This window comes from Pseudomonas allokribbensis (genome assembly GCF_014863605.1).
Classification (GTDB): Bacteria; Pseudomonadota; Gammaproteobacteria; order Pseudomonadales; family Pseudomonadaceae; genus Aquipseudomonas; species Aquipseudomonas allokribbensis.
Window position 1 is genome coordinate 2,963,349 of sequence record NZ_CP062252.1, and the last position, 25,717, is coordinate 2,989,065.

A 25,717-nucleotide genomic window follows, 5' to 3' on the forward strand; every position below is an offset into this window, starting at 1 on the left:
GCGATTGCGAGGGCTCAGTCCACTTGAGAGAAACGCTCCACCAGCCAATCGATGAACACCCGCACCCGATTGCTCAAATGCCGGTTCGGTGGATACAGCAGATGAAACGGATACGCCGGCGGCCGCCAGTCCGTGAGGATCGGCACCAGTTCACCGCGCTCGATGGCGGCCCTGACCGTGTAGCTGAAGGTGTGGATGATCCCCAGTCCCGCCAGCCCGGCTGCCAGGTGCGCGTTGCTCTCGTTGACGCTGACCAGGCCTTTGCCTTCGATCTGATGGCGTTCGCCGTGGCGCTGGAAGTTCGACGGCAGGATGCGCCCGGTGGACGCCGAGCGGTAGGTGATCATCTGATGGTTGGCCAGCTCCTGCGGATGGCTCGGCGTGCCGTGACGTTGCAGATAGTCGGGCGTGGCGCAGGTGGTCCATGAGACTTCGCCGAGGCGGCGCACGGCGAGGGTTTGCTCGGTCAGCGCGCCGCCGCGAATCACGCAGTCGACGCGCTCGCTGATCATGTCCACCGGGCGGTCGCTGACGCCCAGATCAACCTGAATATCCGGGTAGCGTTCGAAGAACTTCGGCAGCTCGGGAATCACCAGCATCGTCGCGGTGGAGCCTCCGATGTCCACGCGAATCTTGCCGCGCGGTAACCCCTGGGCTTGGCTGAAACCCTGATCGATGTCGTCCAGTTGATGCAGCAGTTGTTGCGTCAATTGGTAGTAGGAAGCGCCGTCGGCCGTGACGGTGAGGCGGCGGGTGGTGCGTTGCAACAGGCGCACGCCGAGGTGGCTTTCCAGTTGCCCGATCAGTTTGCTGACGGTGGTTTTCGGCAGGTTCAGCGAGTCGGCGGCTTTGGTGAATGAACCGCTTTCCACGACGCGGGCAAAGGTGCGGATCGCCATTAACTGATTCATCGGCTCGGGCTCGGAGGGGAAGGCAGGGCTGAGTATTGTGCATGTATGTGCACAAACAAAACCGATTTGGCGGATTTTTCAATTCAATCCATCGGCCTAAAGTCGCTTTCAACGGCTCACCTACGACCCGTCACCTTCCTTGAAACGGTTATTGGAGACACATCATGAGCAACAGACTTGAAGGCAAAATCGCACTGATCACTGGCGGCACCACCGGCATCGGCCTGGCCTCGGCACAGGAATTCGTCGCCCAGGGCGCCACCGTATTCATCACCGGCCGGCGCCAGGCTGAGCTGGACAAAGCGGTCGCCGCCATCGGCCCACGGGCCATCGGCATTCAGGGCGACGTGGCGAATCTGGAGGATCTGGATCGCATCTACCGCGAAATCGCCGAGAAGGCCGGGCACCTCGACATCGTGTTCGCCAATGCCGGTGGCGGGGACATGCTGCCGCTGGGTTCGATCACCGAAGAGCACTTCGACCGGATTTTCGGCGCCAACGTGAAGGGCACGCTGTTTACGGTGCAGAAGGCGTTGCCGCTGCTGCGCGATGGCGCATCGATCCTGCTGACCTCATCGACCACTTCGGTGCAGGGCACGGAAAACTTCAGCGTCTACAGCGCGAGCAAAGCGGCGGTGCGCAACTTCGCCCGGTCGTGGTTGCTGGATCTGAAACCTCGTCGTATCCGCGTCAACGCCATCAGCCCCGGCCCGGTGCGTACGCCAGGTCTGGCGGGGCTGGTGCCGGCGGAACACGCTCAAGGGTTGTTCGATCAACTGGCGTCTATCGTGCCGATCGGGCGTCTGGGTGAGCCGAGTGAAATCGCCAAGGCTGCGTTGTTCCTGGCCTCGGATGACAGCAGCTTCGTCAATGGCATCGAGTTGTTCGTCGACGGCGGCACCGCGCAGATCTGATCCGATCTGATTTAAGGCGCTTAATGCCCCGGCACTTGTTCAGTCGAGTGCTGGGGTTCGTCCGTTTCTTCGGCCGGCGCGTTATCCCAGATCAGACGCGGGTCGAAACTCATCGCCGACAACATCGTGAACACGACCACAAGGCCAAAGAACAGAATCCCCGGTCGCGGCTCGATATCCCCCAGGGCCTGGAACTTCACCAGCGCCGCCACCAGCGCGACCACCAGCACATCGAGCATTGACCAGTAGCCGATCAACTCGACGAATCGGTACAGCTTCGAGCGTTCCCGGCGCGCCCAGTGACTGTCCCGCTGCACGGTCACCAGCAGCAGCGTCAGTGCGACGAATTTCACCCCCGGCACCGCGATGCTGGCGATGAAGATGATCAGGGCAATGTCCCACGCACCGTGCTCCCAGAACTCCAGCACGCCGCTCATGATGGTGCTGTCGGCGCCATTGCCGAGCAGCGTGGTGTTCATTACCGGCAGCAGATTCGCCGGCACGTAAAACGCCAGGGCGGCGAACATGTAGGCCCAGGTGCGGGCCAGCGAGTTGGTCTTGCGCCGGTGCAGCGGGGCGTCGCAGCGCGGGCACTGGTGGGGCTCGCCGGTCATGTCGCAGGCCAGTCCGCAGCTGTGGCACAGGCAGAGGTTGAGTTCGCTGGCAGTCGGTGGTCGCTTCATAGGATGTCCCACAGTTCACGCACGTCGCGCCCGGCGATGCGGATCAGCAACAGGCTGAGCACGGCCAGCGCAAACAGGCCGATGCCGGGAATCACGTCGAGCATGCCCGCCAGTTTGAACACCGCGACCATGGCGCCGAGCAGACACACTTCGAGCATGCTCCAGGGCCGTAGCGTTTCCAGCCAGCGCATGCACACCTTGAAGGCCGGGCAACGGCGCGAGGCGAGGGCGAAGCTCAGTACCCAGATCAACAGAACCAGCTGAAAGGCCGGGGCGATGATGATCGAGATCGCCGCGACCATCGCCATGAAGGTGATCGGGCCCTGACTCAGCGCCAACACCGAATCCCACAGGGTCGCGCTGTTTTTCAGGCCCTGCATGCTGATGCTCATCACCGGGTAGAAATTGGCGAACAACCACAGCATCGCCGCCGTGAAACTCAGGGCCAGTCGTTGTTCCACGGTCAGGCCGCTATAGCGCTGGAGCACGCCGCCGCAGCGCGAACAGAGGGTTTTCTGATGTTTGGCGAGCGTGGCGTGTTCGTACACGCAGTCGCAATGCTCGCAGATGATCAGTCGATCGGTGCTGGCCATGGGCGCTCGTTGGGAGGAGGGCGTGAACCCCTTCAATATAGGCGTGTTGAGGCATTCGACAACTTTCACATCTGGAAACGCGCCTTTGGTCTGGCCGGCAGACACGTCACCGGAACCGTTCCATACTCCTGTGCGCCATTGGTAAATCGACCTTCATCATCCGCAGGAGAAACGCCATGAGTGAAAAACCGACGATTGTGCTGGTGCACGGATTCTGGGGCGGTGCCGCGCACTGGGGCAAAGTCATTGTTGAGTTGACACGCAAGGGTTACAGCGCGATTCAGGCCGTGGAAATGCCACTGACCTCGCTGGCCGACGACGCCGAGCGCACCCGCAAAATGGTCGCCCAGGTGAGCGGGCCGGTGCTGTTGGTCGGGCACTCGTATGGTGGGGCGGTGATCACTAAGGCCGGCAATCAACCGAATGTGGTCGGGCTGGTATACATCGCCGCGTTCGCTCCGGATCAAGGCGAAAGCCCCGGCGGTATCACTCAGGAACATCTGCCTGCCGCCGCGCCGAATCTGGCGCCGGACAGCGACGGTTTCCTCTGGCTCAAGGCCGACAAATTCCATGAAAGCTTCTGCCAGGACCTGCCGGCGGATGAGGCGCTGGTCATGGCCGTGACGCAGAAAGCGCCGCTGGCCAGCACCTTTGGCGATGTCATCGGTGATCCGGCGTGGAAGCACAAACCGTCCTGGTATCAGATTTCCAGTCAGGACCACATGATTCACCCGGACAACCAGAAACGCATGTCCGCCCGGCTCAACGCGAAGAAAGTGATCACCCTCGACGCCAGCCACGCCTCGCTGGCCTCCCACGCTGCTGAAGTGGCGGCGCTGATCGACGAGGCCGCCAAGGCCTGACAACGACCACGCAACCGGCCGTTTTCAAACCGGTTGCGTGGCATCTTCTTCCGCGATGGCCGCCCGCACGCCGGGCCGTTCGGCGATACGCGCCATGTAGTTCGCGAGCGCTGGCCAGTCTTCAATGGCGATACTGAATGTCGGCAGCCACTTCAACACCGTGAACAGATAGGCATCCGCCACGCCGAACGCCTGCATCAGGAAGGGCTGGGTCGCGAGGATGCGGTTCAGGTAATCCAGACGTTTGAACAGTTTGTGTTTGAAGATCGTTTTGGTGAATTCCGGGATTTCGCTGCTGAACAACGGCGCGCTGCCCCCATGAATTTCCGAACTGATGAAGTTCAGGTATTCCTGCAGGCGCGAGCGCTCCCAGGTGCCATTGGCCGGGGCCAGCGTATGACCGGGCACGAGGTCGACGAGGTACTGCAAAATGGCCGGACCTTCGGTCAGCACCTCGCCACTGTCCAGCATCAGCGCCGCCACGTAGCCCTTCGGGTTGATCTCGCGAAAGTCCCGGCCATCGGCGGTGCGCTTGGTCTGGTTGTTGACCCGGATCAGTTCGAACGGCAAGTCCAGTTCTCGCAGCACGATGTGCGGGGATAGCGAACAGGTCATGGGCGCGAAGTACAGTTTCATGGGATCTCCCTCCTGGTGAAGGCCCAGAATCCACTACTGCTGCGCCGCTTCGCAAAGGACATCTGTGGTGCTAGCGTATGACAAAATCTCATGGACTGAAGAGGTCATATGCTCCCCCGACTGCCATCGCTCAACGGATTGCGAGCCTTCGAATGTGCGGCCCGCCATTTGAGTTTCACCCGCGCCGCCGAAGAACTGAACGTCACGCAAACCGCGATCAGCCATCAGATCCGTCGCCTCGAAGATGAACTCGGCGTGCGCCTGTTCATGCGCTCGAAGGACGGGTTGACGCTGACGGATGAAGGCAACGCTTATTTTCCCGGGATTCGTTCGGCGTTTCTGGAGCTACGCCATTCGACCGAGCGTTTGCAGGAAGCGAACAACCAAAGCGTCCTGACGATCAGTACCCTGGTTTCGGTGGCGTCCAAATGGTTGTTGCCGCGTCTGCCGTCGTTTCGCGAGGCGCATCCCGAGATCGATGTGCGGATCAGTGCGTTAACCCGACTGGTCGACTTTCGCAAGGTCGGCATCGACGCGGCGATCCGCTACGGCAAGGGTGAATGGCCTGGATTACGGGCTGACTGGTTGATGTCCGACGAGGTCTTTCCCGTGTGCAGCCCGCGACTGCTGACGGGCGATAAACCTTTGAAGACGCCGGCGGACCTGGTTCATCACCCGTTGCTGCAAGTCAGCGGCCTGACCGCCAATGACTGGAACGACTGGCTGCACGCGGCAGGCCAGCCACCGCTCACGACCAAAGGCCCGCGTCTGACTTTCGATCTGGCCATGATGGCGGTGCAGACAGCGATTGACGGGCAGGGCGTGTGCATCGGGCGCTCGACCTACGTCGATGACGATTTGCGGGCCGGGAGACTGGTGGCGCCGTTTGATCTGCGGCTGAAATCCGACTCGGGGTTCTACTTCGTCACGCCCCATGAAAACGCGAATTCGAAAAAGGTCGTCGCCTTCAGACAGTGGCTGTCGCAAGTGGTGTGAGTTGTATGCGCGTGTATCAATCCCGCGCTCGTACACAGTGAGGTAACAAGCGCTGGTATCGGGACACATTCCCGGTACATGCCATCTTCAAAGTAGGGACGTCACTTCACTACTTCCGAGAGGGCAACACCATGCGCCGCACACTTCTGATGACCGCTGCCGCCGCACTCGTTTCACTGACCGGCCTCGCGCACGCAGCTGACACCCAATCCGCCGCCCCGGCCAAGAGCTGGCAACAAGGTTTGAGCCGCACGGATCTCGTCCGTCAGGATCTGGGCGCAGCGGAGCGCGAAGTGATTCAGGCCCGGGTGGATTTCGAGCCGGGCATCACTTCCCCCCGGCATGCGCATCCGGGCGTTGAAGTCGCGTACGTGATCAGCGGCACCTTCGAATACCAACTCGAAGGCCGGGCACCGGTGACGCTCAAGGCGGGAGACTCGCTGTTCATCCCGGAGGGTGTGGCGCACATCGCGAAGAACATCGGTAACGAAAAGGGTTCGGAACTGGCGACTTATATCGTCAAGAAGGGCGAGCCGTTGCTGATTCTGAAACAATAGCCGTCTGAAAACTGAAAAGGCCTGCCACATTGGCAGGCCTTTTTGTTGCTGGCGGATTCAAGGCAGGCAGATGATCAAGCCGACAGTGCCGCCCCAACAAACTGAAAGAGCTTCAGCGTGCATCGACCTCTTTCACATTCTCGGCCGATGCTCTTTGCCTGCGCCTCTTAAGCCAGCTGAAAAACGCATGCACCGGATGAAGAACGGCGGTCAGCACGCCAAGCAGCAGGATGATGAAGAGGATGATCAGCGGGACGCTTTCGTGCGAGAACATGGTGGGTTACTCCTGTAGTCACTATGTTGGAACCCGCAGACTAGACGCATCTGGTGATGATTTTGGTGAACGTATGTTCATCCTCGGGCGCTTCGATTGTGCTACGGAAAGGCTTGGGATCGGCTCCGGAATGGTCAGAAATTCAAAGGCCCGGCGTTGGCAACGAACGCCATCCATCGCATGCTGAACGTCTCATTCATCGTCACTGAAGAGGCATCCCTTGCAGACCCTTCGCCGTGCTCAATCCGAAGACGCCGCGCCCATCGCCGCGCTGGTCGATGAGGCCTACAGCCCCTACATCGCCCGAATCGGCCGCAAGCCCGCGCCCATGCTCGATGTCTACGAACAAGTGCTGCGTGAAACCGATACGTTCGTGCTGACCGACAACGAGGAGATCCTCGGTGTGCTGGTGATGAGCCGGGAAGGCCAGGAGTTGCTGCTGATCAACGTCGCGGTGTCGCCTCGGCACAAGGGCAAAGGCCTGGGCAAAGTGCTGATGTCGTTCTGTGAAGAGCATGCGTTGAGTGCCGGCTGCGAAACGGTGCGGCTTTACACCCATGAGCGGATGACCGAGAACATCGCCATCTATGAAAAGCTCGGGTTTGTGGAAACCCATCGCGCCACCGAGGACGGATTTGCCCGGGTTTTCATGCGCAAGACGCTGGCCGGTTCTCGCTGACTGTCACGCCGGTATGCCGCACACGAGTGATGTAAAAAAACGCCCGAAGCGGTGCCTCGGGCGTTTGAGGATGAAACCGGCGTAAACCTGTTTCAGATCAGGCGCAGGGTCACGTCGATATTGCCGCGAGTGGCCTTGGAGTACGGGCAGGTCTGGTGCGCGGCTTCCACCAGCGTTTGGGCGACTGAAGTTTCCAGCCCCGGCAGGCTGACATTCAGGCGTGCCTGAAGGAAGAATGCATCACCGGTCTTGCCCAGATCGATTTCGGTTTCCACCGCCACATCGGCCGGCAGTTTGATTTTCAACGCGGCAGCGGCCTTGCCCATGGCGCCGATGAAGCAGGCTGACCAACCGGCCGCCAGCAATTGCTCCGGGTTGGTGCCGCTGCCACTGGAACCGGGTGGCGACAGTTTGATGTCCAGGTTGCCGTCCGAACTGCGCGAGGCGCCATCGCGTCCGCCAGTGGTGCGGGTCTTGCCGGTGTACAGCACGGTGTCGATTTGGTTGATCATGGGAATGCCTGCCTGAGTGAGTGATGGAGTCGGAAACGAAGGTTCCGATGGCCTACACTTTTGCATCGCCATGTACCCGGGATGTGTCGTGCAGCGGGGGTTTATGTATCGCTGTGTAGCGGTTGGATCATCCTGAGCGCTGAGAGAGGCTCAGCAGTATCCCGAAGCTGACGAGCAGGCCGCCGAAGGCCCGGTCAATCCACAGTCGTGCCGCCATCAGCTTCTCGCGCACCCTCCCGGCCGAGAAACACAGCGCGACCAGGCTGAACCACGCCACGTGCGCCCCGGCAATGAACAGCCCATAGGCCAGTTGCAGCGGCAGGCCGGTGTCCGGTCGGACGACACCCATGAACAGGCTCACGATGAAAATCGATGTTTTGGGGTTCAGCGCGTTCGTGAGAAACCCCGCACGCAGCGCGGCCAGATCCGACAGGGCAGGTGGCGGCGCATCCTGCGGCTGAACATCGGGCCTGGAGCGAAGCATTTTGATGCCCAGGAAGACGAGATACCCAGCCCCGGCCAGCTTCAGCGCATTGAACAACCAGGGCGTTTGCTGAAGCACCCATCCGAGCCCGAGCAGCGTATAGCCGACGTGAACCAGCACCCCCAGACCAATGCCCATCGCAGTGAGAACGCCTGCGCGTCGAGACAGCAGCAAGCCGTTGCGAGAGACCATGGCGAAATCCGGCCCGGGGCTGATGCATGCCAGCAGTGTGATGGTGATTACGGCTATCCATTCGCTCATGGTGGAACCTTGCGGTGGTTGGTGATAGAAAGCCATGTTTACAGATGTCGTGCGCTGGAACTAACGATGATTTCTGAAGTAGATGGTGACTTTGAATCACTGAAATACGAATCGAGAATGCCTTCTCTGCTGGCGCTGCGTTGCTTCGAATCTGCTGGCCGGTTTGAAAACTTCGCCCGTGCGGCTGATGAACTGCATCTGACGCCCGGCGCCATCAGCCGGGCCGTGCGTCTGCTTGAAGAGGATCTGGGCGTTGACCTGTTCGAGCGGCGCAAGCGCAGGGTTTTCCTGACGGACGCTGGAAGACGACTGCTGAAAGCAGTGAGTGAAGGGCTTGGGGTGATGAACCATGCCGTCCGCGAGATACGCAGCGAGGCACGCCGCACGCGGCGGCTGGTCCTGTCCTGCGAGCCAACGCTGTTGATGCGGTGGCTAATCCCGCGCTGGGGTGATTTCCAGGCACAACATCGTGGCCCGGACATTCATCTGGTGGCCGGCGGCGGTCTCTTTTCCTTTGAACAGGGGATAGACCTGGCCATTCGGCGAGACGATTTCCCCCGGCCCCCCGGTTACCACGCCGAGAGGTTATTTGCCGAGAAGGTCGGGCCTGTGTGTCGGCCAGATAAAGTCGGTCAGTGGTTCGATGAACGGGGGAAATGCCTGCGCGCCACGGCTCCTCTGCTGCAAACGACCAGCCGACCCACCGCCTGGCAGGAATGGGCCGCCGCAACAGGGCAGCCGGTTCCGGCGACGCAGATGCAGTCCTTCGAACACTTCTATTTCAGTATTCAGGCAGCGGTCGCCGGCCTGGGGGTGGCCATGGGGCCGTGGCACCTGGTTCGCGACGATATCCAGAGCGGCGTATTGGTCGCGCCATCCGGGTTTGTTGAAGACGGCTCGCATTATTGCTTGCTGTCGCCGATACCTCCCAAGCTCGGCAGCCTGGAGACGGATTTGCTTGAATGGTTGCGGGCGGTGGGTTGTTAGGTGATGTCTGCCCAACGTCGGCGCCGGCCCTTATCACGTAGGCTCCGGCGCCAGGGTCCAGCAGCGGCGCTAATCCGTTTGCAGCAATAGATGCACATCGATAACCGGGTTACCCATCAACTTCTGCGGGAAGCGGTCGCCGACGAAACTCTTGTTCACCGGTTCCACCCAGACACTCAGTTTGCCGCCCGATACCTCGGCCAGCGGCAGCTCGAAGTCGAAGTGGCTCATGGCGTTGGCCACGCAGTTGGCGCAGGTTTGAACCGCCACCGGCTGAAACAGTGATCGGGTTGCGATGGTCTTGCCGTCTTTCTGCAAATGCACCGAGAAGCTGCCGGGAATCTTCAGGCGATTGATACCGCTGACCCGCACGTTGACCCGACTGGTCTGGACCGTGAAATGTTTGTTGGCGGCGAGTGTGCGCTGGGTCTTGGGCAGAAAGTCGACGTTCGAGGCTGTCGCGGAAGGGCCGTAGTCAACGTCGAGTCGGGCGACCGAGTCGATGATCGCCAGCGTGTTCAACTCGGGTGGGTTGCTGGTGAACGGGTTCAGGGACTGGAGCGCCGCTTCATTGAAGATCTGATAACTCAAGGGGTCGCTGTCCTGGTTGATGGTGGTCAGCAAGCCATGCAGGTCGGTGGCCAGCATCTTTTTCTGCCATTCCCAGAACAACCTGTCCCAGTTGCAGTGGAAGAACCAGAACACCGGGTCGAACGCCGCGATCTCCTGGGCGCCCATGGTCGGGCCAATGGAGTTATGGCCCCCGTCATGGGCCGCGATGATGGTGTTGTAATTGGCGTCTGACCAGTAGCCGTGGAAGTCTTCCCAGTCGGTCTTGCTCATGGCGCGGTTCACGTCGTCGGCCACACCGTTGTTCAGCAGGTTCTGGGCAATCGTGTCGTAGTCAAAACGTGAAGTGCTATAGCCTTCGGGGTAATCCGGGCTGACCGCTTGTGGTAGCACGTACGTATCGAAGGGCGCGCTTTTGAGCACGTCGGGGAAGGGCGTGGTGATATCCCAGTAGGGCAGCGTCACACTCTCGCAGCCGGGGACCGATCTCAGGGCATTTTCGAAACTGACCAGATACGCCCGGTGCCACGGGTTGTAGCCCGGGACATGGTGCATGCAGTAAGTATTGGGGGCCGGAAACCAGTGGTAGCCGGCCTGGACGAAATAGCTGTTCGGGTCGCCAGGATCCTTGGCTACGATGCCGGAAAACGCCTGTTTGAGCAGGTTGAGTTCAGTGCTGGACAGCGTGTTGATGTCCTTGCGGATCCTGCCGGCCGGGGCCGCTGCAATGGACAGCAATCGAGCATCGAACTCCACTTCGTTGGCGCTGGTGACAGGGACGCCTTTCGGATAGCCATTATTCATCCAGTTGAGGAAGGTGCTCACCCAGTCAGGGGACCAGGGTCGACCCGGTGGCATGTTCCCAACCGCCACTTGTTGATAGATGTCGCCGGCGTGATTCACCACGGCCTCGTAGCTGGCAAGGTCCAGGCCTTGCGCGGCCATGTGCTGCTGGTCCTGGGTGGTGAACATGTCGCGGATCTGCCCGTACCAGGTGGGGTTGGTGACAGGCGTTGATGTTGATGTAGTTGTCATGCCCGACTCCTTGTCGTGAATTTTCGTGCAAAGGGGTTACCTATCAGTGCTGATGGGTGCCCGACGGTTGATTCGCTGCGTGCTTCATGCCGGCCATGCCGATGCCGCCGCCGGCGGCATTGAGGTCCGGGACGATCCGGATGTTGGTCATCATGCCGCCGTCTTCGTGGTCGAGGATGTGGCAGTGGATGACGAACTCACCGATGTAACGGTCGTAGTGAGTGCGCACCAGCACCTGATAGTCGTTCTGCACGAAAAGGGTGTCCTTGAATTCATGCCACATCCCGCAGTACTGGTTTTGCAGTCCCAGTTCGTCGGCCGGCACCAGGCATTCGCCATTGGGGCCGTAAATGCTTTTGGGCTTCTCGCCGGGCTTGGCGTACAGCACATCCATCACCTGGAACGGGTTGACGTGAATGTGAAAGATGTGGGGCTCGCCCTGGGAGGTCAGCACCCAGTCATCGGTGGTGTTGACCTGGCGGGTGAAGTCGACCCGGTCCGGGTCATAGGATTTGTAGTTGATGAAAAAACCGAACGCACCCGTCCACGGTTCTCCCGGTTTCGACGGTGGGGTCGCAGGAGGTGAGGGCGGGAATGGCGCATTGCCGATGAAGAAGTCGACCTTCTGAATGTCATCGTTGACCACAGCATCCTTGAGGTCGTCCATCCCGCGCCACGGCTTCAGGTTGCCGGTCAGCAGTCCTTGCAGGGCCTCGGCCGGCAGCGATGAGTCTGATTTGTTGCCGTCGTAGAGCGCTTGCTGGATATAGCGCTGCGGGTCGTCGGTGACGACTTTTCCGCCCGAGACGATGACCGTCGCCAGCAATTGGGTTTCGTTCGGTCCCTGGCCGCCGGGTCCACCATGAGGCCCGGCGTTGGCGCGTTCTGCAGGCGTTGCCGCCTGGTTCAGCACGCAGTAGGTGCCGTCACGGGGGAACATCAGCAGCACGTCACTGCGATAGCCGGGTTGCAGAAAGTTGCTGCCGATGCCGCCGCTGATGCTTTTCTTGTTCACGCCTATGGGGCGGATCGCCGTGCGCGTGATTCCGTCGGCGGCAATTTCGAATTGCGGGACAAGCTCGACCGGTTTGCTGGAGTCGGGCACCGTCACCGGGCACAGGTCGGCGATGATCGCTTCCTGTTCCTTTGGCGTGCCGCCGAGCACACCCTTGAGGGCGAGACTCGCTTTGGGACTGGCCGTGTTCATGGGCACGATCTGCAGGTTCACGGTGTCGTGGATGCCGCCGTGAATAAAGCGCCAGCGCTGGATCTCGCCCGCAGCGATGCCTTGCAGTGTCGGTTGCACCACGCCGTTGATGCTGGTGAATCGACCGCTCTCGTCCCAGACCGTGGCCGAAGCGAGCTGCTCGTCGAAATTCTCCACCACGCCAGTCTTGCCGCTGGGGCACGTCCAGGTGTGATCCTTTTGCGTGATGATGGTGCCATCGTCGTTGAAACAGGCGTAGGGAATCTGCTGGAACAGAAAAACCTGTTCGGTAAACGGCTTCCCGGTTGCGTCCTTGAGGATGGTGTCGATGTCGCCCGGTTTGTCGCCGGTGTAAGGGCGGTCGCCGCGCACAATCAAGGCGCCGGCCGCGCCGCTGGCGACCTGCAGCGCGGTGGAACCATGCCGGTGCGCGTGATACCAGAAGGTGCCGGATGGGTGATCGGTGGGGATGTTGATCTCGTATTCGAATTTTGTTTGCGGCGCGATGTTCAATAGCACGTTGTCACTGTTGCCCGCTGGCGAAACGTGCATCCCGTGATAGTGCAGGTTGATCGTGTTGAAGCAGCCGGGGTCACCGTTCGCCGGGTCCTGTCCCCCCGGACAGCTGGGGTCGTTTTTATCCAGTTGATTGTCCAGATGCACTCGCAGGGTATTGCCGGGCCTTACGTCGATGAGCGGCCCCGACAGGCAGCCGCCATACGAACGCAGCATCACTTTGTCCTTGGCACCATCGGGATTGCCCGGGTTGTACATGTAGTTCTCGCGTTTCTGCACTTGCAGGTTGAGTTCCACGGTTTGCCCGTCGCGGGTGATATCGCCTGCCGGATTGCAACCCGTTTGCGCAACGGCCAGTTCGGTGGCTTTCAGTGTGCCGGGCCGGCCCTTTTCAAGAAGCCTGGGCGGTGACAGGAAAGGCTGCGCCGCCAGGTCGGCGAGCGCTGCGTGGGAGGCTGTACACATCATCAATCCGGCCAGAACCCTGTGAAGCGAAGCCATGTTGTGCTCCCTGCGTCGTTGCGCGAGTGTCTGCGACAGCCTTGATGGCTGCGTGTCCTTTGATCAACTGAACAACTTGAGAAGTGTTGCTGCACGCTCGATGTCAGGAGGGGCCTGTGCGTTTGAGCACGCTGACGATGGTCATGCCGTCACCCGTGGCAATGGCTGGTCCATCAAGGGAATCCAACTGAACGGGGCGGGGTGAGGTGGCGGGATCGTGCTGCGATTCAACCGGAGCCATGCAGTTGAATGGCTGGTAGGGAACACTGACGTCGAGCAGATCCACGCCATCGTAGACCGCGATTGCGATCAGGTACTGTCCTGGTGCAGGCATGACTCCCTCCTGGGGAACACCGCGGCGAACGCAATGGCGTCGTCAGGTGCATAGCGTCTTGCTAATCAGCGTTGCGAGGCCCGGACAGCAAAACCGGAGGTTCAGCCGCTTAAGGCCAATGGCCAGTAGGACAGCTGTTGGGAGCATAGTCGGCGTTATTCTGCGTGCAAGGCGTTTTCCTGGGCATCTGCCGAGTGGTATCAGGCGCTGCTGGCGGCATCCACAGGCGCCCGTTTTTCAAGGCCGGTCGATAACCGGCGTTGCCTTGCCCAGCAAGTCAATCCGACAGCCCGGCGCCGCATCGCTCACCGTCACCCGCATGTCATGCAGGCGCGCAACCGCTGACACCATGCTCAATCCCAACCCGTTGCCCGGGGTGTGGCGGCTGGATTCCGCGCGGTACAACCGGCGCAACACCGCTTCACGCTCGGCCGGGGGGATGCCCGGTCCGTTGTCAGTGACACGAATCCCGACGCTGTCCTGATCGGCGATCACGCTCAGGCGCACCTGGCTGTGGTCGGGCGAGAACTTGATGGCGTTGTCGAGCAGGTTGCACAAGGCGTCGAACAGCAGTTGTGCGTCACCGGCCATGATCGCGGGGGCCTGACTGTTTTCGATGGTCAGGCTGATGCCGCGTTCTTCGGCCAATGGCTCATACAGCTCGGCGGCATCGGCGCTGATCAGGTTCAGGTCCAGCGGGGCGAAGTGACTGCGCCGGGCGCTGTTTTCGATTTCCGAAATCCGCAGCAGAGCCTTGAAGGTCAGCAGCAAGGCCTTGGCTTCCGTCAGCGCCGCATCGATGCTGGCGGCGTATTGCGCTTCATCCAGGCCCCGGCGTTGGGTGCGTTCAAGGCCGGCGATCAAGCGGGTCAGCGGGGTGCGCAGGTCGTGGGCGATGTCGTCGCACACGCCTTTGACCTCACTCATCAGTCGTTCCAGCTCGTCCAGCATGCCGTTCACCACCGAGGCGAGCCGGTCGATGTCATCGTTGTTGCCCTGAACCGGCAAACGCCCGGTCAGGTCGCCCTCGATGATGCCTTTGATCGAGCGGCTGACTTTATCCAGCCGGCGATGCGCCGAATAACCCAGCACCACGGCGCCGAGCAACCCGACCAGCAACAGCAGCAGGCCGCCGGAGATCAGCGCGTTGATCAGCAGCTCGTCGAATTCGCGAATGTCGTGGACGTCCTGGGCGACCAGCAGGGTTTTGCCGTCGGCCAGTTTATGAACGATGAACCGAACCGGCCGATGATGCCCGTTGGACTTGAGCCAGCGAAATTCCTGCGGCTTGTCATAGGCGGAGAAGGGCGGCAGTTGCTTGATCACGCCGGCAATGAATTTGCCGTCGGCGTCGAACAGGCTGTGGGGCAGGCGCGCTTCGACGTCCTGCAGGGCGTGTTTGCGGATCTCCTGCAATTGCAGTTCCGGCGGCTGTGCACTGCGGTTTTCCACCTGCCGATAGAGGGCCGTGTCCGCTTCGGTTTTCAGGTAGAACGCGGTTTGCCAGTAGACGTAACCGAACAACGCCAGAAACGAACAGCCGAACAGCCCGAGAAAAAGCAGCGCGGTACGAAAGCTGATGGTGCGCGGGATTTCACTCAGGTGAACGGAGAACATACCCGGCTCCACGAATGGTATGGATCATCGGCGGTTCGCCGTCACCGTCGACCTTGCGGCGCAATCGGCTCATGTGCACTTCGATGACGTTGGTGCGCTCGTCATAGCTGTAATTCCACACCGCTTCGAACAGCATGGTGCGGGTAACCACCTGATCGGCATGACGCACCAGATGTTCGAGCAGCGCGTATTCCCGGGGCACCAGATCGATGGTGCGCTCGCCGCGTCGGACGGTCCGGCTCAGCAGATCGACTTCCAGACTGCCGACTCGCAAACGGGTTTCCTGAACCTGGGATACCGGCTCGGCGCGACGCCGGTTCAGGGCATCGAGGCGGGCGGTCAATTCGATGAACTCGAACGGTTTGGTCAGGTAGTCGTCGCCGCCCGCACGCAAGCCGCGTACCCGTTCATCGAGCGCACTCAGGGCGCTGAGAATCAGCACCGGCGTGTTCACACTGGCGGCCCGCAACGCGGTGAGTACGCCCAGACCATCGAGGCCACCGGGCAACATGCGGTCCAGAACGATCAGGTCGAACGGCTCGCCGAGGGCTTTGAGCAGGCCTTCGCGGCCATTGTCGACGCTGCTCACGGTGAAACCGTGGTCGGTGAGGGCCGCTTCGATTTCGCGGCGGGTGGGCAAGTCGTCCTCGACGACCAGAACATGGGTCATGGCTTTTGAACCACTCACATCATCAGGCAGAGATGGCATAGTGTGGCAAAGCCTGCGGTCGCGCCACGTTCCCGCTGGATAAATAAAAGTTCAGGTTGGCTTGATGGAGTAGGTGCCTTGCGCATTCTCGTGGTTGAAGATGACGCCCAGACCGCCGCTTATCTGCTGCGCGGGTTGAGCGAAAGCGGGCATGTGGTCGATGTCGCCAGCGATGGCAACAGCGGTCTGGACATGGCGCTGGAAGGCATTCACGACGTGCTGGTCGTCGACCGGCGCTTGCCCGGCCTCGACGGCATCGGCCTGATCAAGGCCTTGCGCGCCCGGCAGGTGCGGGTGCCGATCCTGATGCTCAGTGCCCAGGCATCGACCGAGCAGAAAGTCGAAGGCTTGCAGGCTGGTTGTGATGATTACCTGGCCAAACCTTATGCCTTCGCCGAAGTGCTGGCGCGGCTCGAAGCCTTGTTGCGCGGGCGTGATCAGGTCGCCGGGCCGGCGCGGCAATTGGTCGTGGGTGAATTGCAACTGGACTGCGCCACGCGTACCGCGGTGCGGCGGGGCAAGGTCATTGCGTTGCAGCATCGCGAAGCCCTGTTGCTGGAAAAACTCATGCGCCACAGCGGCCAGATCGTCACTCGCGACATGTTGCTCGACAGTGCCTGGGATTACGAATTCGACCCCAACAACAACGTCATCGACAAACACATCCACCGCTTGCGGCGCAAACTCGATGACGGTTTCGAGTATTCGCTGATCAAGACGGTGCCCGGTGCCGGCTACAGCTTCCAGACGACACCCGAGCAAGGCTAAACAAAAGTTTATCTGCCGGGGAACGCTCTGGCAGGCACCCCTCGCTATCTTCGCCGCATTCGTGGATCGCTCCACAAAGGCTCAAGCGGGGGAGACAGCTTGCTCATGTCGGTTTCAAAGACCAAGGCGCGCAGACGGCGCGTTGCATTTCAATCATCAGCGACGCTGATCCTGCTGGGCGCATTGACGCTCGGCGGCTGTTCGATGGTGCCCGAGTATCGGCAACCCGAACTGCCCTTGGCCCAGCAGTGGAACGAGGCTTCCGGCGGTCAATCGGCGGCGGGTGGGCAATGGTGGCGCGAGTTTCACAGCGCCGAGCTGGATCAGTTGATCGACCGTGGGCTGGCCTCCAACTTCACCCTCAAAGCAGCGATCAGCCGTATCGACGAGGCGCGGGCCTCCGCACAGGTGACCGGCGCCGGGCAATACCCGGCGCTGAATCTGGGCGGCAACTATCAGCGCCAGAACAATTACGGCACCACGCAAAAACGCAGTGTATTTGCCGAAGCCACGTATGAAGTGGATTTCTGGGGCAAGCAGCGCGCCGCCGCCGATTCGGCCGATGCGCTGGCCGACGCCACCGCGTTCGATGCCCAGACTCTGCGCATGAGCCTGAGCGCGAGCATCGCCGACAGTTACTTTCAGGTGCTGTCGCTGGAAGAGCGCCTGCGTCTGGCCCAATCGATCGCCGACGACGCCCGTCAGGTGCTCGATCTGGTAGAGATCCAGGCCGGTCAGGGCGCGGTTTCCAATCTTGAGGTCGCCCAGCAGCGCAACGCCATGCAGACGTTCGAAGCAGCAATGCCGCCCTTGCGTCAGCAACGGGATCAGGCGCTGTATCAACTGGCGGTGCTGGTGGGGGCGCCACCGCAAGGGTTCCATTTGCAGGGCGACGGCCTCGGTACCTTGCAAGTGCCGCAACCGGTGACCGGCCTGCCGATCGGTCTGCTGCGCCAGCGGCCGGACATTCAGGCTGCCGAAGCTCGGCTGAAATCCGCCAACTTCGACGTCGGCGTGGCCCGCGCCGCGTTCCTGCTCAACCTGTCGCTGGACTTGCTGGGCGGCATCGACACCTTGGCCGGCGGGCAGATCTGGAGCGTCATCGGCACCCTCGGTCAGCCAGTGTTTGCCGGTGGCCAACTCAAGGGCCAACTGCATTTCGATCAGGCCCACGTACAGGAACTGACCGCCAGTTACCGCGAGTCGATCGTCGAGGCCCTGCAAGACGTCGAAACCCAGATCAGCGCCGCCAGTGAACTCGACAAGAGCTACGCGTTGAACACCTCGGCGGTGGATTCGGCACGGGAAGCGGCGCGCCTGGCGCAGGTTCGCTATCGCCTCGGCTCTACGGACTTCCAGACGCTGCTGATCGTCGAGCGCACACAATACCAGGCCGAAGACACGCTGTTGCAGGTGCGCCTGCAACACCTGCAAGCGGCTGTCGGTCTGTTCCGCGCTCTGGGGGGCGACTTTTCCGCTGATGCCCTCGCTCTCAATTCTTCTGCTCAGGTGACTCACCCATGACTGTCCTGCACCCACGTCGTCGCGCCGTTTTCCTGGGCGTCGCGGCACTTTCGCTGGCGGTGGCCGTCGGCGGTTTTCAATGGATCAAACAGGCTCAGGCCGCACCGGTAAAGACTGACAGCGGAGCGATCCCGGTGCAGATGACGCAGGTCAGTCGTCAGGATCTGCCGGTGTGGATCAGTGCTATCGGCAACGTGCAGGCGCTCAACAGCGTCAATGTGCGGGTGAGGGTGGATGGCGAGTTGCAGAAAGTCCTGTTCAACGAAGGGCAGACCGTTACCGCCGGCAGCCTGTTGGCGGTGATCGATCCGCGGGTCTATCAGGCCCAGGTCGCTCAGGCTCAGGCATTGCTGGCGAAGGATCAGGCGCAACTGGCGAACCTCAGAGTCAATCTCGACCGCGCGAGCAAACTGGCCGCTGCCAAGGCCGGGCCGACCCAGGACGTTGACACTTACCGCGCACAACTGGCCGCGCAACAGGCGACCGTGCAGGCCGATCAGGCGGCGCTGGATGCGGCGCGGCTGCAACTGGAATTCACTCAGGTCAAGGCACCGCTGACCGGCCGCACTGGCCAGCGTTTGCTGGATGTCGGCGCGATTGCCCACGGCGCCGAAGCGACAGGGCTGGTGACGATCACCCAGATGAACCCGATCTCCGTCGCGTTCGCCGTGTCCCAGGACGAATTGGCGGAAATCCTCGAAGAGAACGCCAAAGGCGCCCTGCAAGTAGTCGCCATGACCCGCGATGGCCAGCAGGAAATCGCCCATGGGCATCTGAGCTTCATCGACAGCCAGGTGACGGCGGCCAGCGGTCAGATCCAGCTCAAGGCGCAGTTCGACAACGCTGACGCCAAACTCTGGCCGGGTGAATTGGTCAGTGCGCGGTTGCTGGTGCAGACCCACCGCGATGTGGCCGTTGTCCCAGCCGATGCGGTGCAATTGGGGCGTCAGGGCAATTTCGTCTACGTGGTCGATGCCGAGCAGCGGGTGCAGCCACGTCTGGTGGACGCCGCCAATGTGGTGGACGGCAAGCAGTGGATTCGCCAAGGCCTGAATGCGGGCGAAACCGTTGTGGTGCAGGGCCAGTCCCGGGTCGCACCGGGGCTGAAGGTTGTGCCGGTCAAGACTGACACCACCGCCGATCTGGCGGAGGCTGCCCAATGAATGCGCTGGCCGGACTGATTCAACGGCGTGTGGGGCTGAGCCTGCTGGCGCTGGGCGTCATGCTGCTGGGGGCTTTCGCGTACTTCCAGTTGCCGGTGGCGCCGCTGCCGACGGTGGATTTCCCGACCATTCAAGTCACCGCGAAACTCTCGGGGGCGAGCGCCGAAACCATGGCGTCGTCGGTGGCAACACCGCTGGAGCGCGCCTTCGCCGCCGTACCGCAGGTCACTTCGATGACCTCGTCGAGCGCGGCCGGCAAGACTCAGGTCGTGCTGCAATTCGATCTGTCGCGGGACATCGACGGCGCTGCGCAGGACGTACAAACGGCGATCAACACCGCCACCCCGAACCTGCCCAAGACCATGTCCAGCGCGCCGACCTTCAACAAGGTCAACCCGGCCGAAGGCACCGTGCTGTCGCTGGCGGTGACGTCGCCGACCCGCACGCTGCCGGAGCTGGATCGCTACGCCGACAACTACATTGCCCAGCGCCTGTCGCAAATGCCCGGCGTCGGCCTGGTGGATTTCCATGGCGAGCAGAAACCGGCGGTTCGCGTGCAGATCGACCCCGATGCGCTGGCCGCACGGGGCCTGACCCTGGAAGATGTGCGCAGCGTGATTGGCGTCAGCACCCTGGATCAGCCCAAGGGCACGCTCGATGGCCAGAGTCGTTCGATCACCCTTGGCGCGACCGACCAGTTGCTCGATCCGCAGCACTATCGCGATCAGGTCGTCGCTTACAAGAACGGCATGCCGATCAAACTGGGCGACCTTGGCCGGGTGATCGCCGGGGCCGAGGACACCCAGCAAGCCGCGCAGTTGGGAGGCGAGCCCACGGTCATCGTCGACATTCACAAGCAGCCGGGTTTCAACCTGCTGTCGACCATCGCCACAATCAAGGCCAAGTTGCCTGAGCTGACCGCTTCATTGCCTCGTGACGTGCAGGTGCAAGTGGTGGGCGACCGTACCCAGACCATCGAAGCATCGGTCAATGACATGCAGTTCACCTTGCTGCTGTCGATTGCGCTGGTGGTTGTGGTGATCTTCGTGTTCCTGCGCAAGGCCACCGCCACGCTGATTCCCAGCCTGACCATTCCGCTGTCGCTGGTGGCCACGTTCGGTGTCATGTACTTGCTCGGCTACAGCCTCGACAACCTGTCGATCATGGGCCTGGCGATTGCCGTCGGGTTCGTGGTGGACGACGCCATCGTGGTGATGGAAAACATCGTCCGGCACCTGGAAATGGGCAAGTCGCGCCTGCAATCGGCGGTCGATGGCTTGCGCGAAGTGGGTTTCACCATCGTTTCGATGACGGTGTCGCTGATCGCGGTGTTCCTGCCGATTCTGTTGATGTCCGGCATCGTCGGGCGCTTGATGCGTGAGTTCGCGGTGACTGTCAGTGTCGCGATCATCATGTCCGGCATCGTCTCGCTGACCATCACGCCGATGCTGTGCGCGTGGCTGCTCAAACCCCATGCCGATCAGGAGGAGGGGCGCTTTGCCCAGGCCTGCGAGCGCGTGTTCGACCGACTGCACAACGGCTATCGACGCAGCCTGGACTGGGTGCTGGATCATCAGCGCATCACCATGGCAGTGGCCATTGCCACGCTGGCGGCCACGGCGGTGCTGTATGTCGGCATTCCCAAAGGGTTCTTCCCGCAGCAGGACAACGGTCTGATTCAGGGTGTCGCGGAAGCGGCGGCGGATATTTCGCCGATCGCCATGCGTGCGCAGGTCAACCGGGCGGCCGAGATCATCGGCCAGGACCCGGCGGTGGCGCGGGTGTATTTCTGGATCGGCCCGAACCCGACGGTCAGTCAGGGCAAGGTGATGATCAACCTCAAGCCGTTCAGTGAACGCACGGCGAGTGCGGCCGAGGTCATCCGGCGCTTGCAACCGGCGCTGGACGGGTTATCCGGGGTCAAGGTGTTTATGCAAGCCAACCAGGACATCCAGATCGGCGGCCGGGCGAGCAAGACGCAGTATCAGTACACCCTGCAGGACCCGGACAGCGTCGAGCTGGATCACTGGAGCGGGGTGCTGCTGGCCAAACTGAAGACCTTGCCGCAACTGCAACACGTCACCTCTGACCAGCAACAGGCGATCGCTCAGTCGACGCTGGTGATCGACCGTCCGACCGCTGCGCGCCTGGGCGTGACCGTTCAAGCGATTGATGACGTGCTGTACGACGCGTTCGGTCAGCGGCAGATTGCGACGATGTTCACTCAACTGGATCAGAACCATGTGATTCTCGAACTCGACCCGAGCTGGCAGACGTCCACTGCCACCCTTGAGCATCTGTTCGTTCGCGCCAGCTCCGGAGCCTTGGTGCCGCTGAACCTGCTGGCCAGTATCAAGACCGAACAGGTGCCGATCATCATCAACCATCAGGGCGTGTTCCCGGCCATTACCCTGTCCTTCGACCTCGCGCCGGGGCATGCCTTGAGCGAAGCGGTCAGCGCGATCAATCAGGCGTCGCTGGCGGTCGCGATGCCCGACACGGTGGTGGGCAGTTTCCAGGGCACCGCCCAGGCGTTTCAGGATTCGCTGAAGTCGCAGCCGTGGCTGATTCTGGCGGCGATCCTGACGGTCTACATCGTGCTCGGGGTGTTGTATGAAAACGCGATCCACCCGCTGACGATCATCTCGACTCTGCCGTCCGCCGGTTTTGGCGCGCTGCTGGCCTTGATGCTGTGCGGGCAGGATCTGTCGGTGTTGGGGATGATCGGGATCATTCTGCTGATCGGCATCGTCAAGAAGAACGCGATCATGATCGTCGACTTCACCTTGCAGGCGCAGCAGCGAGGGCTGTCGCCTCGGGACGCGGTGAGGGAAGGGTGCCTGTTGCGTTTGCGGCCGATCCTGATGACCTCGCTGGCCGCGTTGCTCGGTGCCGTGCCACTGGCCTTCGGGCATGGCGCTGGCTCGGAGTTGCGTCAGCCACTGGGCATCGCGATTGTCGGTGGTCTGGCGGTTTCGCAGATCCTGACGCTCTACACCACGCCGGTGGTCTACCTGTGGTTCGAGCGTCGGCGGCACAAGACACAGGCCGCCGGGATCATCGAGGCATCCTGACGCTTACTGCGACTTGAAGGTCAGGACCGTGAAGGTGCCGGGGTGAAACACCGGGTCGGGCTTGGGCTGTTCCCGGCTCGGTGCCGGCTGGGTGAAGTCGGCGGTGAACAGGTAGGCCTGACTGCGTTTGGTGTCCAGCACCATGTTGTGGGCCCACGGCCGCGTCCCGACTGTACCGCGCAGTTGGTATTGGCCCTGGTTGTCGCGCTGGACGATCGCAAGACTGGCGTCGGTGCCGCTGGGCACCAGCAATTGGTCTTTCACGGGATCGTAAGCCAGTGCGTTCACGGCGCGGCCGATCGGCAGGGTGCTGAAGGCCTTGCCCGTGTTCAGGTCTGCGATCACCAGAACGGGATCGCCGCCTCGGCACGCCACGAACAGACGTTGATGCGGTTCGTCGACGGCCAGAGCGCTGGGCTTGCTGCAGCCTTTGAATGTCCAGAGTTGCTGGTGTTCAAGTTTCTTTCCGGAAAGAACGGCGACCTGGTCTTCATCGCGCATGGGCACAATGAAGTTGCCGTTTTCAAGAATGACGGGGCCGTCGAGCTTTTGCGCTGGCACGTCCACCGCGTCCGTCAGGCGATCGGTTTTCGGGTCGATCAGGTACAGCGTCGAATGATCACCGCGCCGGCCACTGGTGACGATCAACCGGTCACGGCTGGCGTCGTAAAGCAGATTGTTGAGGTTGCCGGAATCGAGCTTCAGCCGTTGCAGGACTTGCAGGCGATCCAGCGCCACGATCCCCAACGTCCCGTCCATGTTGGCGACATACGCCCGATTGCGCTCAGACACGAAGGCGACGGCGTTGGCGCCGGCGGAGTTGTCGAGGGTCTTCACCAACCGTTGCTGTTCGACGTCGAACACCGACAGTCCGTTTTCCCGGCGGGACACGAACAGGCGTGGCCCCTTGGGTTCCAGTGCCCCGAAGCCCCAACTGTAACCGTCGCCTGGCAATACCGTCGAGGCGCTGAGGGTGTATAGCAGCGGCTCTTTCGCTTGAGCATGGGGGCCGATCAGGCCAAGCGCCAGGCCTGCAAGTGCGAGCCACGTTTTTGAAAACAACATCAAAGACCTCAGTATTTTTGTTGAATGGACAGGTGTGGAATCGCGTTTGGCGGCCGATACAGGCCCAGAGTACCTTGCTGATCTGCGCGCTGCGACGACCGCGTTGCTACTTTTCGTACTGAGCCCGGGTGTGTTATTTTTTTGAGCAGGTCATTGAATATGTATACAAAGTGGTGTAGCGGCTGCGTTTAGTGGTGATCTGTCAGCAAACTGGCAACGGGTTTTTTTTTTTGAGGTTGTTGTTCTTTTGCTTAACTCACAGTTTGATTAATTAATATATGAAGGGTTAGGCAGTTGGATATAGAGTTCGTCAATCACGCCTCATTGCTTCTGGAAGAGAAGGGCAGTTATTTTCTTACTGATCCCTGGTACGTTTCTCCTGCGTTTGGCGGCTGGATTCAAAACCCGTCACCCAGAACAGCAATGATTGAGAAGTTGCTTTCTCTTCCGGCCGATAAACTTAATGTCATTATCTCGCATGGCCATGATGATCATCTGGATGAGTTTTTCATTCAGCAGCATTTGGCGGATGCTACGTTCTTTGTTCCGAAATTCAAGACGAATGGGCTTTCCAAGCGGATTGAGCGCCTCACCGGCCGTTATCCGGTTGAACTGACAGAAGAAGCCTATTACGTCGATGGGGTGGAGTTGAGATGCTTCATCAATCCGGATTTCACGGAATATGATTCGATTGTGACTGTCGTGTCTGAAACCGATGCGGTTATTCATGCCAACGATAACTGGCACGAGTATCCGGTTGCGCTCACCGATGCGCTCAATGAATGCTTGAGTGCTGTCCCGGTTGAAAACCGTTACTTTTTTATTCAGTTCGGTATCGCTGACAGTTTCCCGGTCAACTACCCGTCCTTTGACAAGCAAAGTGCGGACGAGATGATTGAATCCCGATTCAAGTCTTATCAGGCCGCCACCACGGCGAACCTCAAACACCTGGGGCTCGACAAGGGCTTCTATTACGCGAATCAATCGCTGTATCAATACCCGGCCTCTTGGGATCGCGGGTCGCTCTATGATCTTGCGCAAGACTTTCTGCGCCGGAATCCAGGGCCGTTCACCCAGTGTGTGTCTGGAATCGACATAAAAACGAGCCAGCTCCACGACTCCCCAGGTGAAGAACTCTTTGATTTGCTGCTTGGGCAGCTCGAGCGTTTTCTGAACAAGGCCGTGGGCGGTCCTGTTCCCGTCAGATTGCTCACCGCGTCGGATGAATATGAGAGCGGTACCGTCGGCTACGAGGCTTCGCGCCATGTCTGGTCACGGATATTGAACGCCGAGTTGACGCTGGAGGCGATTATCATCGGAGGCATGGGGCTCGTGCACAGGCCGGATCAAAACATATCCAGTATCCACGCCAAGGTTTCCAAACTGGCGTACCTGATTCAAAGCAAACTCATTTCGAACGGTCTTAACTTTTTGATGGAAAGTAAATGAAAACTCAAGACGGTCAGCTGTTTTTTACCCCTCCCAGCCAGGCGGATGCCTACAAGGAACTGCGGGATATTCATGGCGAGATTCATACAATCGCAGGGGAATACTGGAACTGGCCTTCGGTTGCTACGCTGTCACGACCTTCGCTGGCGCGAATCCTGAACCTTAACCTCCTGTACGACGAGATGCTCCCTGTTGCGGGATCGATCTGCGAGTTCGGCGTTCATTACGGCAGCAGCCTGGCAACATTGCTGAATCTTCGGGCTATCAAGGAACCCTACAATTACTCGCGGCATATCTTTGGCTTCGACACCTTCAGCGGTTTTGCCGAAGTTGACGAGAAAGATGGCGCGCAAGTCAAAGCAGGCGACTTTCATGTAGACGATGGTTATGAGAATTTGCTGGAGCGGCTGCTCCAGGCTCAAGAGTCGCTGAGCCCCAATAATCACCTGAAGAAGTTCACCCTGATCAAGGGTGATGCTTCAGAGACCTCGAAACAATGGCTTGAAGACAATCCTCACTCGCTCATCTCGATGGCCATTTTCGATATGGACGTTTATAAGCCGACGAAGGATGTACTGGAAGCGATCAAGCCACGACTGTCAAAAGGTTCGATTCTGGTTTTTGACGAGCTGAACTGCCCTCACTTCCCAGGCGAAACACAAGCGCTGCTTGAAGTGTTTGATATGAACACTATTCAGGTTAAGCGCTCGCCGTTCCTGCCTTACGTATCGTACTTCCGCTTGTGATTTGCAGTGATGCGCTGTCTGAGTGGTCATGGATTTTTCTTTCGGGAATCCACGATCAATTTTCGCCGGTCAGCCGCTCAGTCGTAGCG

At 60.5% G+C, this 25,717-nt stretch carries 25 protein-coding genes; 12 read left to right on the plus strand and 13 right to left on the minus strand.

Annotation, left to right across the window (positions count from 1 at the left end; translation table 11 throughout):
- Positions 1–14: 14 nt before the first annotated feature.
- Positions 15–911, minus strand: a complete 897-nt coding sequence (locus IF199_RS13560; protein ID WP_192560733.1) for a LysR family transcriptional regulator — start codon at positions 909–911, stop codon at positions 15–17.
- Positions 912–1,075: 164 nt separating this feature from the next.
- Here IF199_RS13560 and IF199_RS13565 point away from each other — a divergent pair, with 164 nt between their 5' ends.
- Positions 1,076–1,825 (plus strand): SDR family NAD(P)-dependent oxidoreductase, encoded by a 750-nt coding sequence (locus IF199_RS13565; RefSeq protein ID WP_192560734.1) that lies wholly within the window; start codon positions 1,076–1,078, stop codon positions 1,823–1,825.
- A 20-nt stretch (positions 1,826–1,845) separates the two neighbouring features.
- Here the strand turns inward: IF199_RS13565 and IF199_RS13570 are convergent, their stop codons facing one another.
- Positions 1,846–2,508 (minus strand): paraquat-inducible protein A, encoded by a 663-nt coding sequence (locus tag IF199_RS13570; protein WP_192560735.1) that lies wholly within the window; start codon positions 2,506–2,508, stop codon positions 1,846–1,848.
- Complete coding sequence (locus tag IF199_RS13575) at positions 2,505–3,101, minus strand: paraquat-inducible protein A (RefSeq protein WP_096821765.1); 597 nt, start codon at positions 3,099–3,101, stop codon at positions 2,505–2,507. The genes IF199_RS13570 and IF199_RS13575 overlap by 4 nt, the downstream gene beginning before the upstream one ends.
- Before the next feature lie 176 nt (positions 3,102–3,277).
- On the opposite strand from IF199_RS13575, the gene IF199_RS13580 reads away from it, so the two are divergent.
- Positions 3,278–3,964: an alpha/beta hydrolase gene (locus tag IF199_RS13580; RefSeq protein ID WP_192560736.1), complete on the plus strand. Its 687-nt coding sequence runs from the start codon at positions 3,278–3,280 to the stop codon at positions 3,962–3,964.
- Positions 3,965–3,988: 24 nt separating this feature from the next.
- Here IF199_RS13580 and gstA read toward each other — a convergent pair whose 3' ends face one another.
- Positions 3,989–4,600, minus strand: a complete 612-nt coding sequence (gene gstA / locus IF199_RS13585) for a glutathione transferase GstA (protein ID WP_192560737.1) — start codon at positions 4,598–4,600, stop codon at positions 3,989–3,991.
- A 108-nt stretch (positions 4,601–4,708) separates the two neighbouring features.
- Between gstA and IF199_RS13590 the strand changes: the two genes are divergently transcribed.
- A complete protein-coding gene (locus IF199_RS13590) occupies positions 4,709–5,596 on the plus strand; it encodes a transcriptional regulator GcvA (protein WP_192560738.1) in 888 nt (295 codons plus the stop codon).
- Between the two features lie 131 nt (positions 5,597–5,727).
- Positions 5,728–6,153, plus strand: a complete 426-nt coding sequence (locus IF199_RS13595; protein ID WP_192560739.1) for a cupin domain-containing protein — start codon at positions 5,728–5,730, stop codon at positions 6,151–6,153.
- A gap of 112 nt (positions 6,154–6,265) precedes the next feature.
- On the opposite strand, the gene IF199_RS13600 is transcribed toward IF199_RS13595, so the two are convergent.
- On the minus strand, positions 6,266–6,427 hold the full coding sequence (locus tag IF199_RS13600; protein WP_192560740.1) for a hypothetical protein: 162 nt from the start codon (positions 6,425–6,427) through the stop codon (positions 6,266–6,268).
- 220 nt (positions 6,428–6,647) lie between these two features.
- On the opposite strand from IF199_RS13600, the gene IF199_RS13605 reads away from it, so the two are divergent.
- Entirely contained in the window at positions 6,648–7,106 is a 459-nt protein-coding gene (locus IF199_RS13605) for a GNAT family N-acetyltransferase (protein WP_192560741.1), read from the plus strand.
- A 92-nt stretch (positions 7,107–7,198) separates the two neighbouring features.
- Here IF199_RS13605 and IF199_RS13610 read toward each other — a convergent pair whose 3' ends face one another.
- Complete coding sequence (locus IF199_RS13610; RefSeq protein ID WP_192560742.1) at positions 7,199–7,618, minus strand: organic hydroperoxide resistance protein; 420 nt, start codon at positions 7,616–7,618, stop codon at positions 7,199–7,201.
- Positions 7,619–7,745: 127 nt separating this feature from the next.
- Positions 7,746–8,363, minus strand: a complete 618-nt coding sequence (locus tag IF199_RS13615) for a LysE family translocator (protein ID WP_192560743.1) — start codon at positions 8,361–8,363, stop codon at positions 7,746–7,748.
- Between the two features lie 66 nt (positions 8,364–8,429).
- Here IF199_RS13615 and IF199_RS13620 point away from each other — a divergent pair, with 66 nt between their 5' ends.
- Complete coding sequence (locus IF199_RS13620; protein ID WP_192560744.1) at positions 8,430–9,350, plus strand: LysR family transcriptional regulator; 921 nt, start codon at positions 8,430–8,432, stop codon at positions 9,348–9,350.
- A gap of 69 nt (positions 9,351–9,419) precedes the next feature.
- On the opposite strand, the gene IF199_RS13625 is transcribed toward IF199_RS13620, so the two are convergent.
- The 5 genes from IF199_RS13625 to IF199_RS13645 form a co-directional block, all read right to left on the minus strand.
- Positions 9,420–10,955 carry a tyrosinase family protein gene (locus tag IF199_RS13625; RefSeq protein WP_192560745.1) on the minus strand — a complete coding sequence of 512 codons (1,536 nt, stop codon included), beginning with the start codon at positions 10,953–10,955 and terminating at the stop codon, positions 9,420–9,422.
- Between the two features lie 43 nt (positions 10,956–10,998).
- Complete coding sequence (locus IF199_RS13630; RefSeq protein ID WP_192560746.1) at positions 10,999–13,179, minus strand: multicopper oxidase family protein; 2,181 nt, start codon at positions 13,177–13,179, stop codon at positions 10,999–11,001.
- A 103-nt stretch (positions 13,180–13,282) separates the two neighbouring features.
- A complete protein-coding gene (locus IF199_RS13635) occupies positions 13,283–13,513 on the minus strand; it encodes a type 1 glutamine amidotransferase family protein (protein WP_192560747.1) in 231 nt (76 codons plus the stop codon).
- A 237-nt stretch (positions 13,514–13,750) separates the two neighbouring features.
- Positions 13,751–15,130: a sensor histidine kinase gene (locus IF199_RS13640; RefSeq protein WP_102622290.1), complete on the minus strand. Its 1,380-nt coding sequence runs from the start codon at positions 15,128–15,130 to the stop codon at positions 13,751–13,753.
- A complete protein-coding gene (locus IF199_RS13645) occupies positions 15,108–15,800 on the minus strand; it encodes a response regulator transcription factor (RefSeq protein ID WP_192560748.1) in 693 nt (230 codons plus the stop codon). Before IF199_RS13645 ends, IF199_RS13640 begins: the two co-directional genes overlap by 23 nt.
- Before the next feature lie 117 nt (positions 15,801–15,917).
- On the opposite strand from IF199_RS13645, the gene IF199_RS13650 reads away from it, so the two are divergent.
- The 4 genes from IF199_RS13650 to IF199_RS13665 all read left to right on the plus strand — a co-directional run bounded on the left by IF199_RS13650 (position 15,918) and on the right by IF199_RS13665 (position 22,368).
- On the plus strand, positions 15,918–16,607 hold the full coding sequence (locus IF199_RS13650; RefSeq protein ID WP_096821784.1) for a response regulator transcription factor: 690 nt from the start codon (positions 15,918–15,920) through the stop codon (positions 16,605–16,607).
- Positions 16,608–16,712: 105 nt separating this feature from the next.
- Positions 16,713–18,131 (plus strand): efflux transporter outer membrane subunit, encoded by a 1,419-nt coding sequence (locus tag IF199_RS13655; RefSeq protein WP_192560749.1) that lies wholly within the window; start codon positions 16,713–16,715, stop codon positions 18,129–18,131.
- The gene (locus IF199_RS13660) at positions 18,128–19,294 is read left to right on the plus strand and encodes an efflux RND transporter periplasmic adaptor subunit (protein ID WP_192560750.1); all 1,167 of its coding nucleotides are present in this window, start codon (positions 18,128–18,130) and stop codon (positions 19,292–19,294) included. Before IF199_RS13655 ends, IF199_RS13660 begins: the two co-directional genes overlap by 4 nt.
- Positions 19,291–22,368, plus strand: coding sequence for an efflux RND transporter permease subunit (locus IF199_RS13665; protein WP_192560751.1), 3,078 nt, complete (start codon positions 19,291–19,293; stop codon positions 22,366–22,368). Before IF199_RS13660 ends, IF199_RS13665 begins: the two co-directional genes overlap by 4 nt.
- 3 nt (positions 22,369–22,371) lie before the next feature.
- Here the strand turns inward: IF199_RS13665 and IF199_RS13670 are convergent, their stop codons facing one another.
- Positions 22,372–23,433 carry a YncE family protein gene (locus IF199_RS13670; RefSeq protein WP_192560752.1) on the minus strand — a complete coding sequence of 354 codons (1,062 nt, stop codon included), beginning with the start codon at positions 23,431–23,433 and terminating at the stop codon, positions 22,372–22,374.
- Positions 23,434–23,727: 294 nt separating this feature from the next.
- On the opposite strand from IF199_RS13670, the gene IF199_RS13675 reads away from it, so the two are divergent.
- Both IF199_RS13675 and IF199_RS13680 read left to right on the plus strand, forming a co-directional pair.
- Complete coding sequence (locus IF199_RS13675; protein WP_192560753.1) at positions 23,728–24,882, plus strand: MBL fold metallo-hydrolase; 1,155 nt, start codon at positions 23,728–23,730, stop codon at positions 24,880–24,882.
- Complete coding sequence (locus IF199_RS13680) at positions 24,879–25,628, plus strand: class I SAM-dependent methyltransferase (RefSeq protein ID WP_096821790.1); 750 nt, start codon at positions 24,879–24,881, stop codon at positions 25,626–25,628. Before IF199_RS13675 ends, IF199_RS13680 begins: the two co-directional genes overlap by 4 nt.
- Positions 25,629–25,717: the final 89 nt, after the last annotated feature.

What these genes read in the sequence shown, in the direction of transcription:
- IF199_RS13560 (WP_192560733.1), bottom strand. Translation starts at nt 911, where the DNA reads ATGAATCAGTTAATGGCGATCCGCACCTTTGCCCGCGTCGTGGAAAGC.
- IF199_RS13565 (WP_192560734.1), top strand. Translation starts at nt 1,076, where the DNA reads ATGAGCAACAGACTTGAAGGCAAAATCGCACTGATCACTGGCGGCACC.
- IF199_RS13570 (WP_192560735.1), bottom strand. Translation starts at nt 2,508, where the DNA reads ATGAAGCGACCACCGACTGCCAGCGAACTCAACCTCTGCCTGTGCCAC.
- IF199_RS13575 (WP_096821765.1), bottom strand. Translation starts at nt 3,101, where the DNA reads ATGGCCAGCACCGATCGACTGATCATCTGCGAGCATTGCGACTGCGTG.
- IF199_RS13580 (WP_192560736.1), top strand. Translation starts at nt 3,278, where the DNA reads ATGAGTGAAAAACCGACGATTGTGCTGGTGCACGGATTCTGGGGCGGT.
- gstA (WP_192560737.1), bottom strand. Translation starts at nt 4,600, where the DNA reads ATGAAACTGTACTTCGCGCCCATGACCTGTTCGCTATCCCCGCACATC.
- IF199_RS13590 (WP_192560738.1), top strand. Translation starts at nt 4,709, where the DNA reads ATGCTCCCCCGACTGCCATCGCTCAACGGATTGCGAGCCTTCGAATGT.
- IF199_RS13595 (WP_192560739.1), top strand. Translation starts at nt 5,728, where the DNA reads ATGCGCCGCACACTTCTGATGACCGCTGCCGCCGCACTCGTTTCACTG.
- IF199_RS13600 (WP_192560740.1), bottom strand. Translation starts at nt 6,427, where the DNA reads ATGTTCTCGCACGAAAGCGTCCCGCTGATCATCCTCTTCATCATCCTG.
- IF199_RS13610 (WP_192560742.1), bottom strand. Translation starts at nt 7,618, where the DNA reads ATGATCAACCAAATCGACACCGTGCTGTACACCGGCAAGACCCGCACC.
- IF199_RS13615 (WP_192560743.1), bottom strand. Translation starts at nt 8,363, where the DNA reads ATGAGCGAATGGATAGCCGTAATCACCATCACACTGCTGGCATGCATC.
- IF199_RS13620 (WP_192560744.1), top strand. Translation starts at nt 8,430, where the DNA reads ATGATTTCTGAAGTAGATGGTGACTTTGAATCACTGAAATACGAATCG.
- IF199_RS13625 (WP_192560745.1), bottom strand. Translation starts at nt 10,955, where the DNA reads ATGACAACTACATCAACATCAACGCCTGTCACCAACCCCACCTGGTAC.
- IF199_RS13630 (WP_192560746.1), bottom strand. Translation starts at nt 13,179, where the DNA reads ATGGCTTCGCTTCACAGGGTTCTGGCCGGATTGATGATGTGTACAGCC.
- IF199_RS13635 (WP_192560747.1), bottom strand. Translation starts at nt 13,513, where the DNA reads ATGCCTGCACCAGGACAGTACCTGATCGCAATCGCGGTCTACGATGGC.
- IF199_RS13640 (WP_102622290.1), bottom strand. Translation starts at nt 15,130, where the DNA reads ATGTTCTCCGTTCACCTGAGTGAAATCCCGCGCACCATCAGCTTTCGT.
- IF199_RS13645 (WP_192560748.1), bottom strand. Translation starts at nt 15,800, where the DNA reads ATGACCCATGTTCTGGTCGTCGAGGACGACTTGCCCACCCGCCGCGAA.
- IF199_RS13655 (WP_192560749.1), top strand. Translation starts at nt 16,713, where the DNA reads ATGTCGGTTTCAAAGACCAAGGCGCGCAGACGGCGCGTTGCATTTCAA.
- IF199_RS13660 (WP_192560750.1), top strand. Translation starts at nt 18,128, where the DNA reads ATGACTGTCCTGCACCCACGTCGTCGCGCCGTTTTCCTGGGCGTCGCG.
- IF199_RS13665 (WP_192560751.1), top strand. Translation starts at nt 19,291, where the DNA reads ATGAATGCGCTGGCCGGACTGATTCAACGGCGTGTGGGGCTGAGCCTG.
- IF199_RS13670 (WP_192560752.1), bottom strand. Translation starts at nt 23,433, where the DNA reads ATGTTGTTTTCAAAAACGTGGCTCGCACTTGCAGGCCTGGCGCTTGGC.
- IF199_RS13680 (WP_096821790.1), top strand. Translation starts at nt 24,879, where the DNA reads ATGAAAACTCAAGACGGTCAGCTGTTTTTTACCCCTCCCAGCCAGGCG.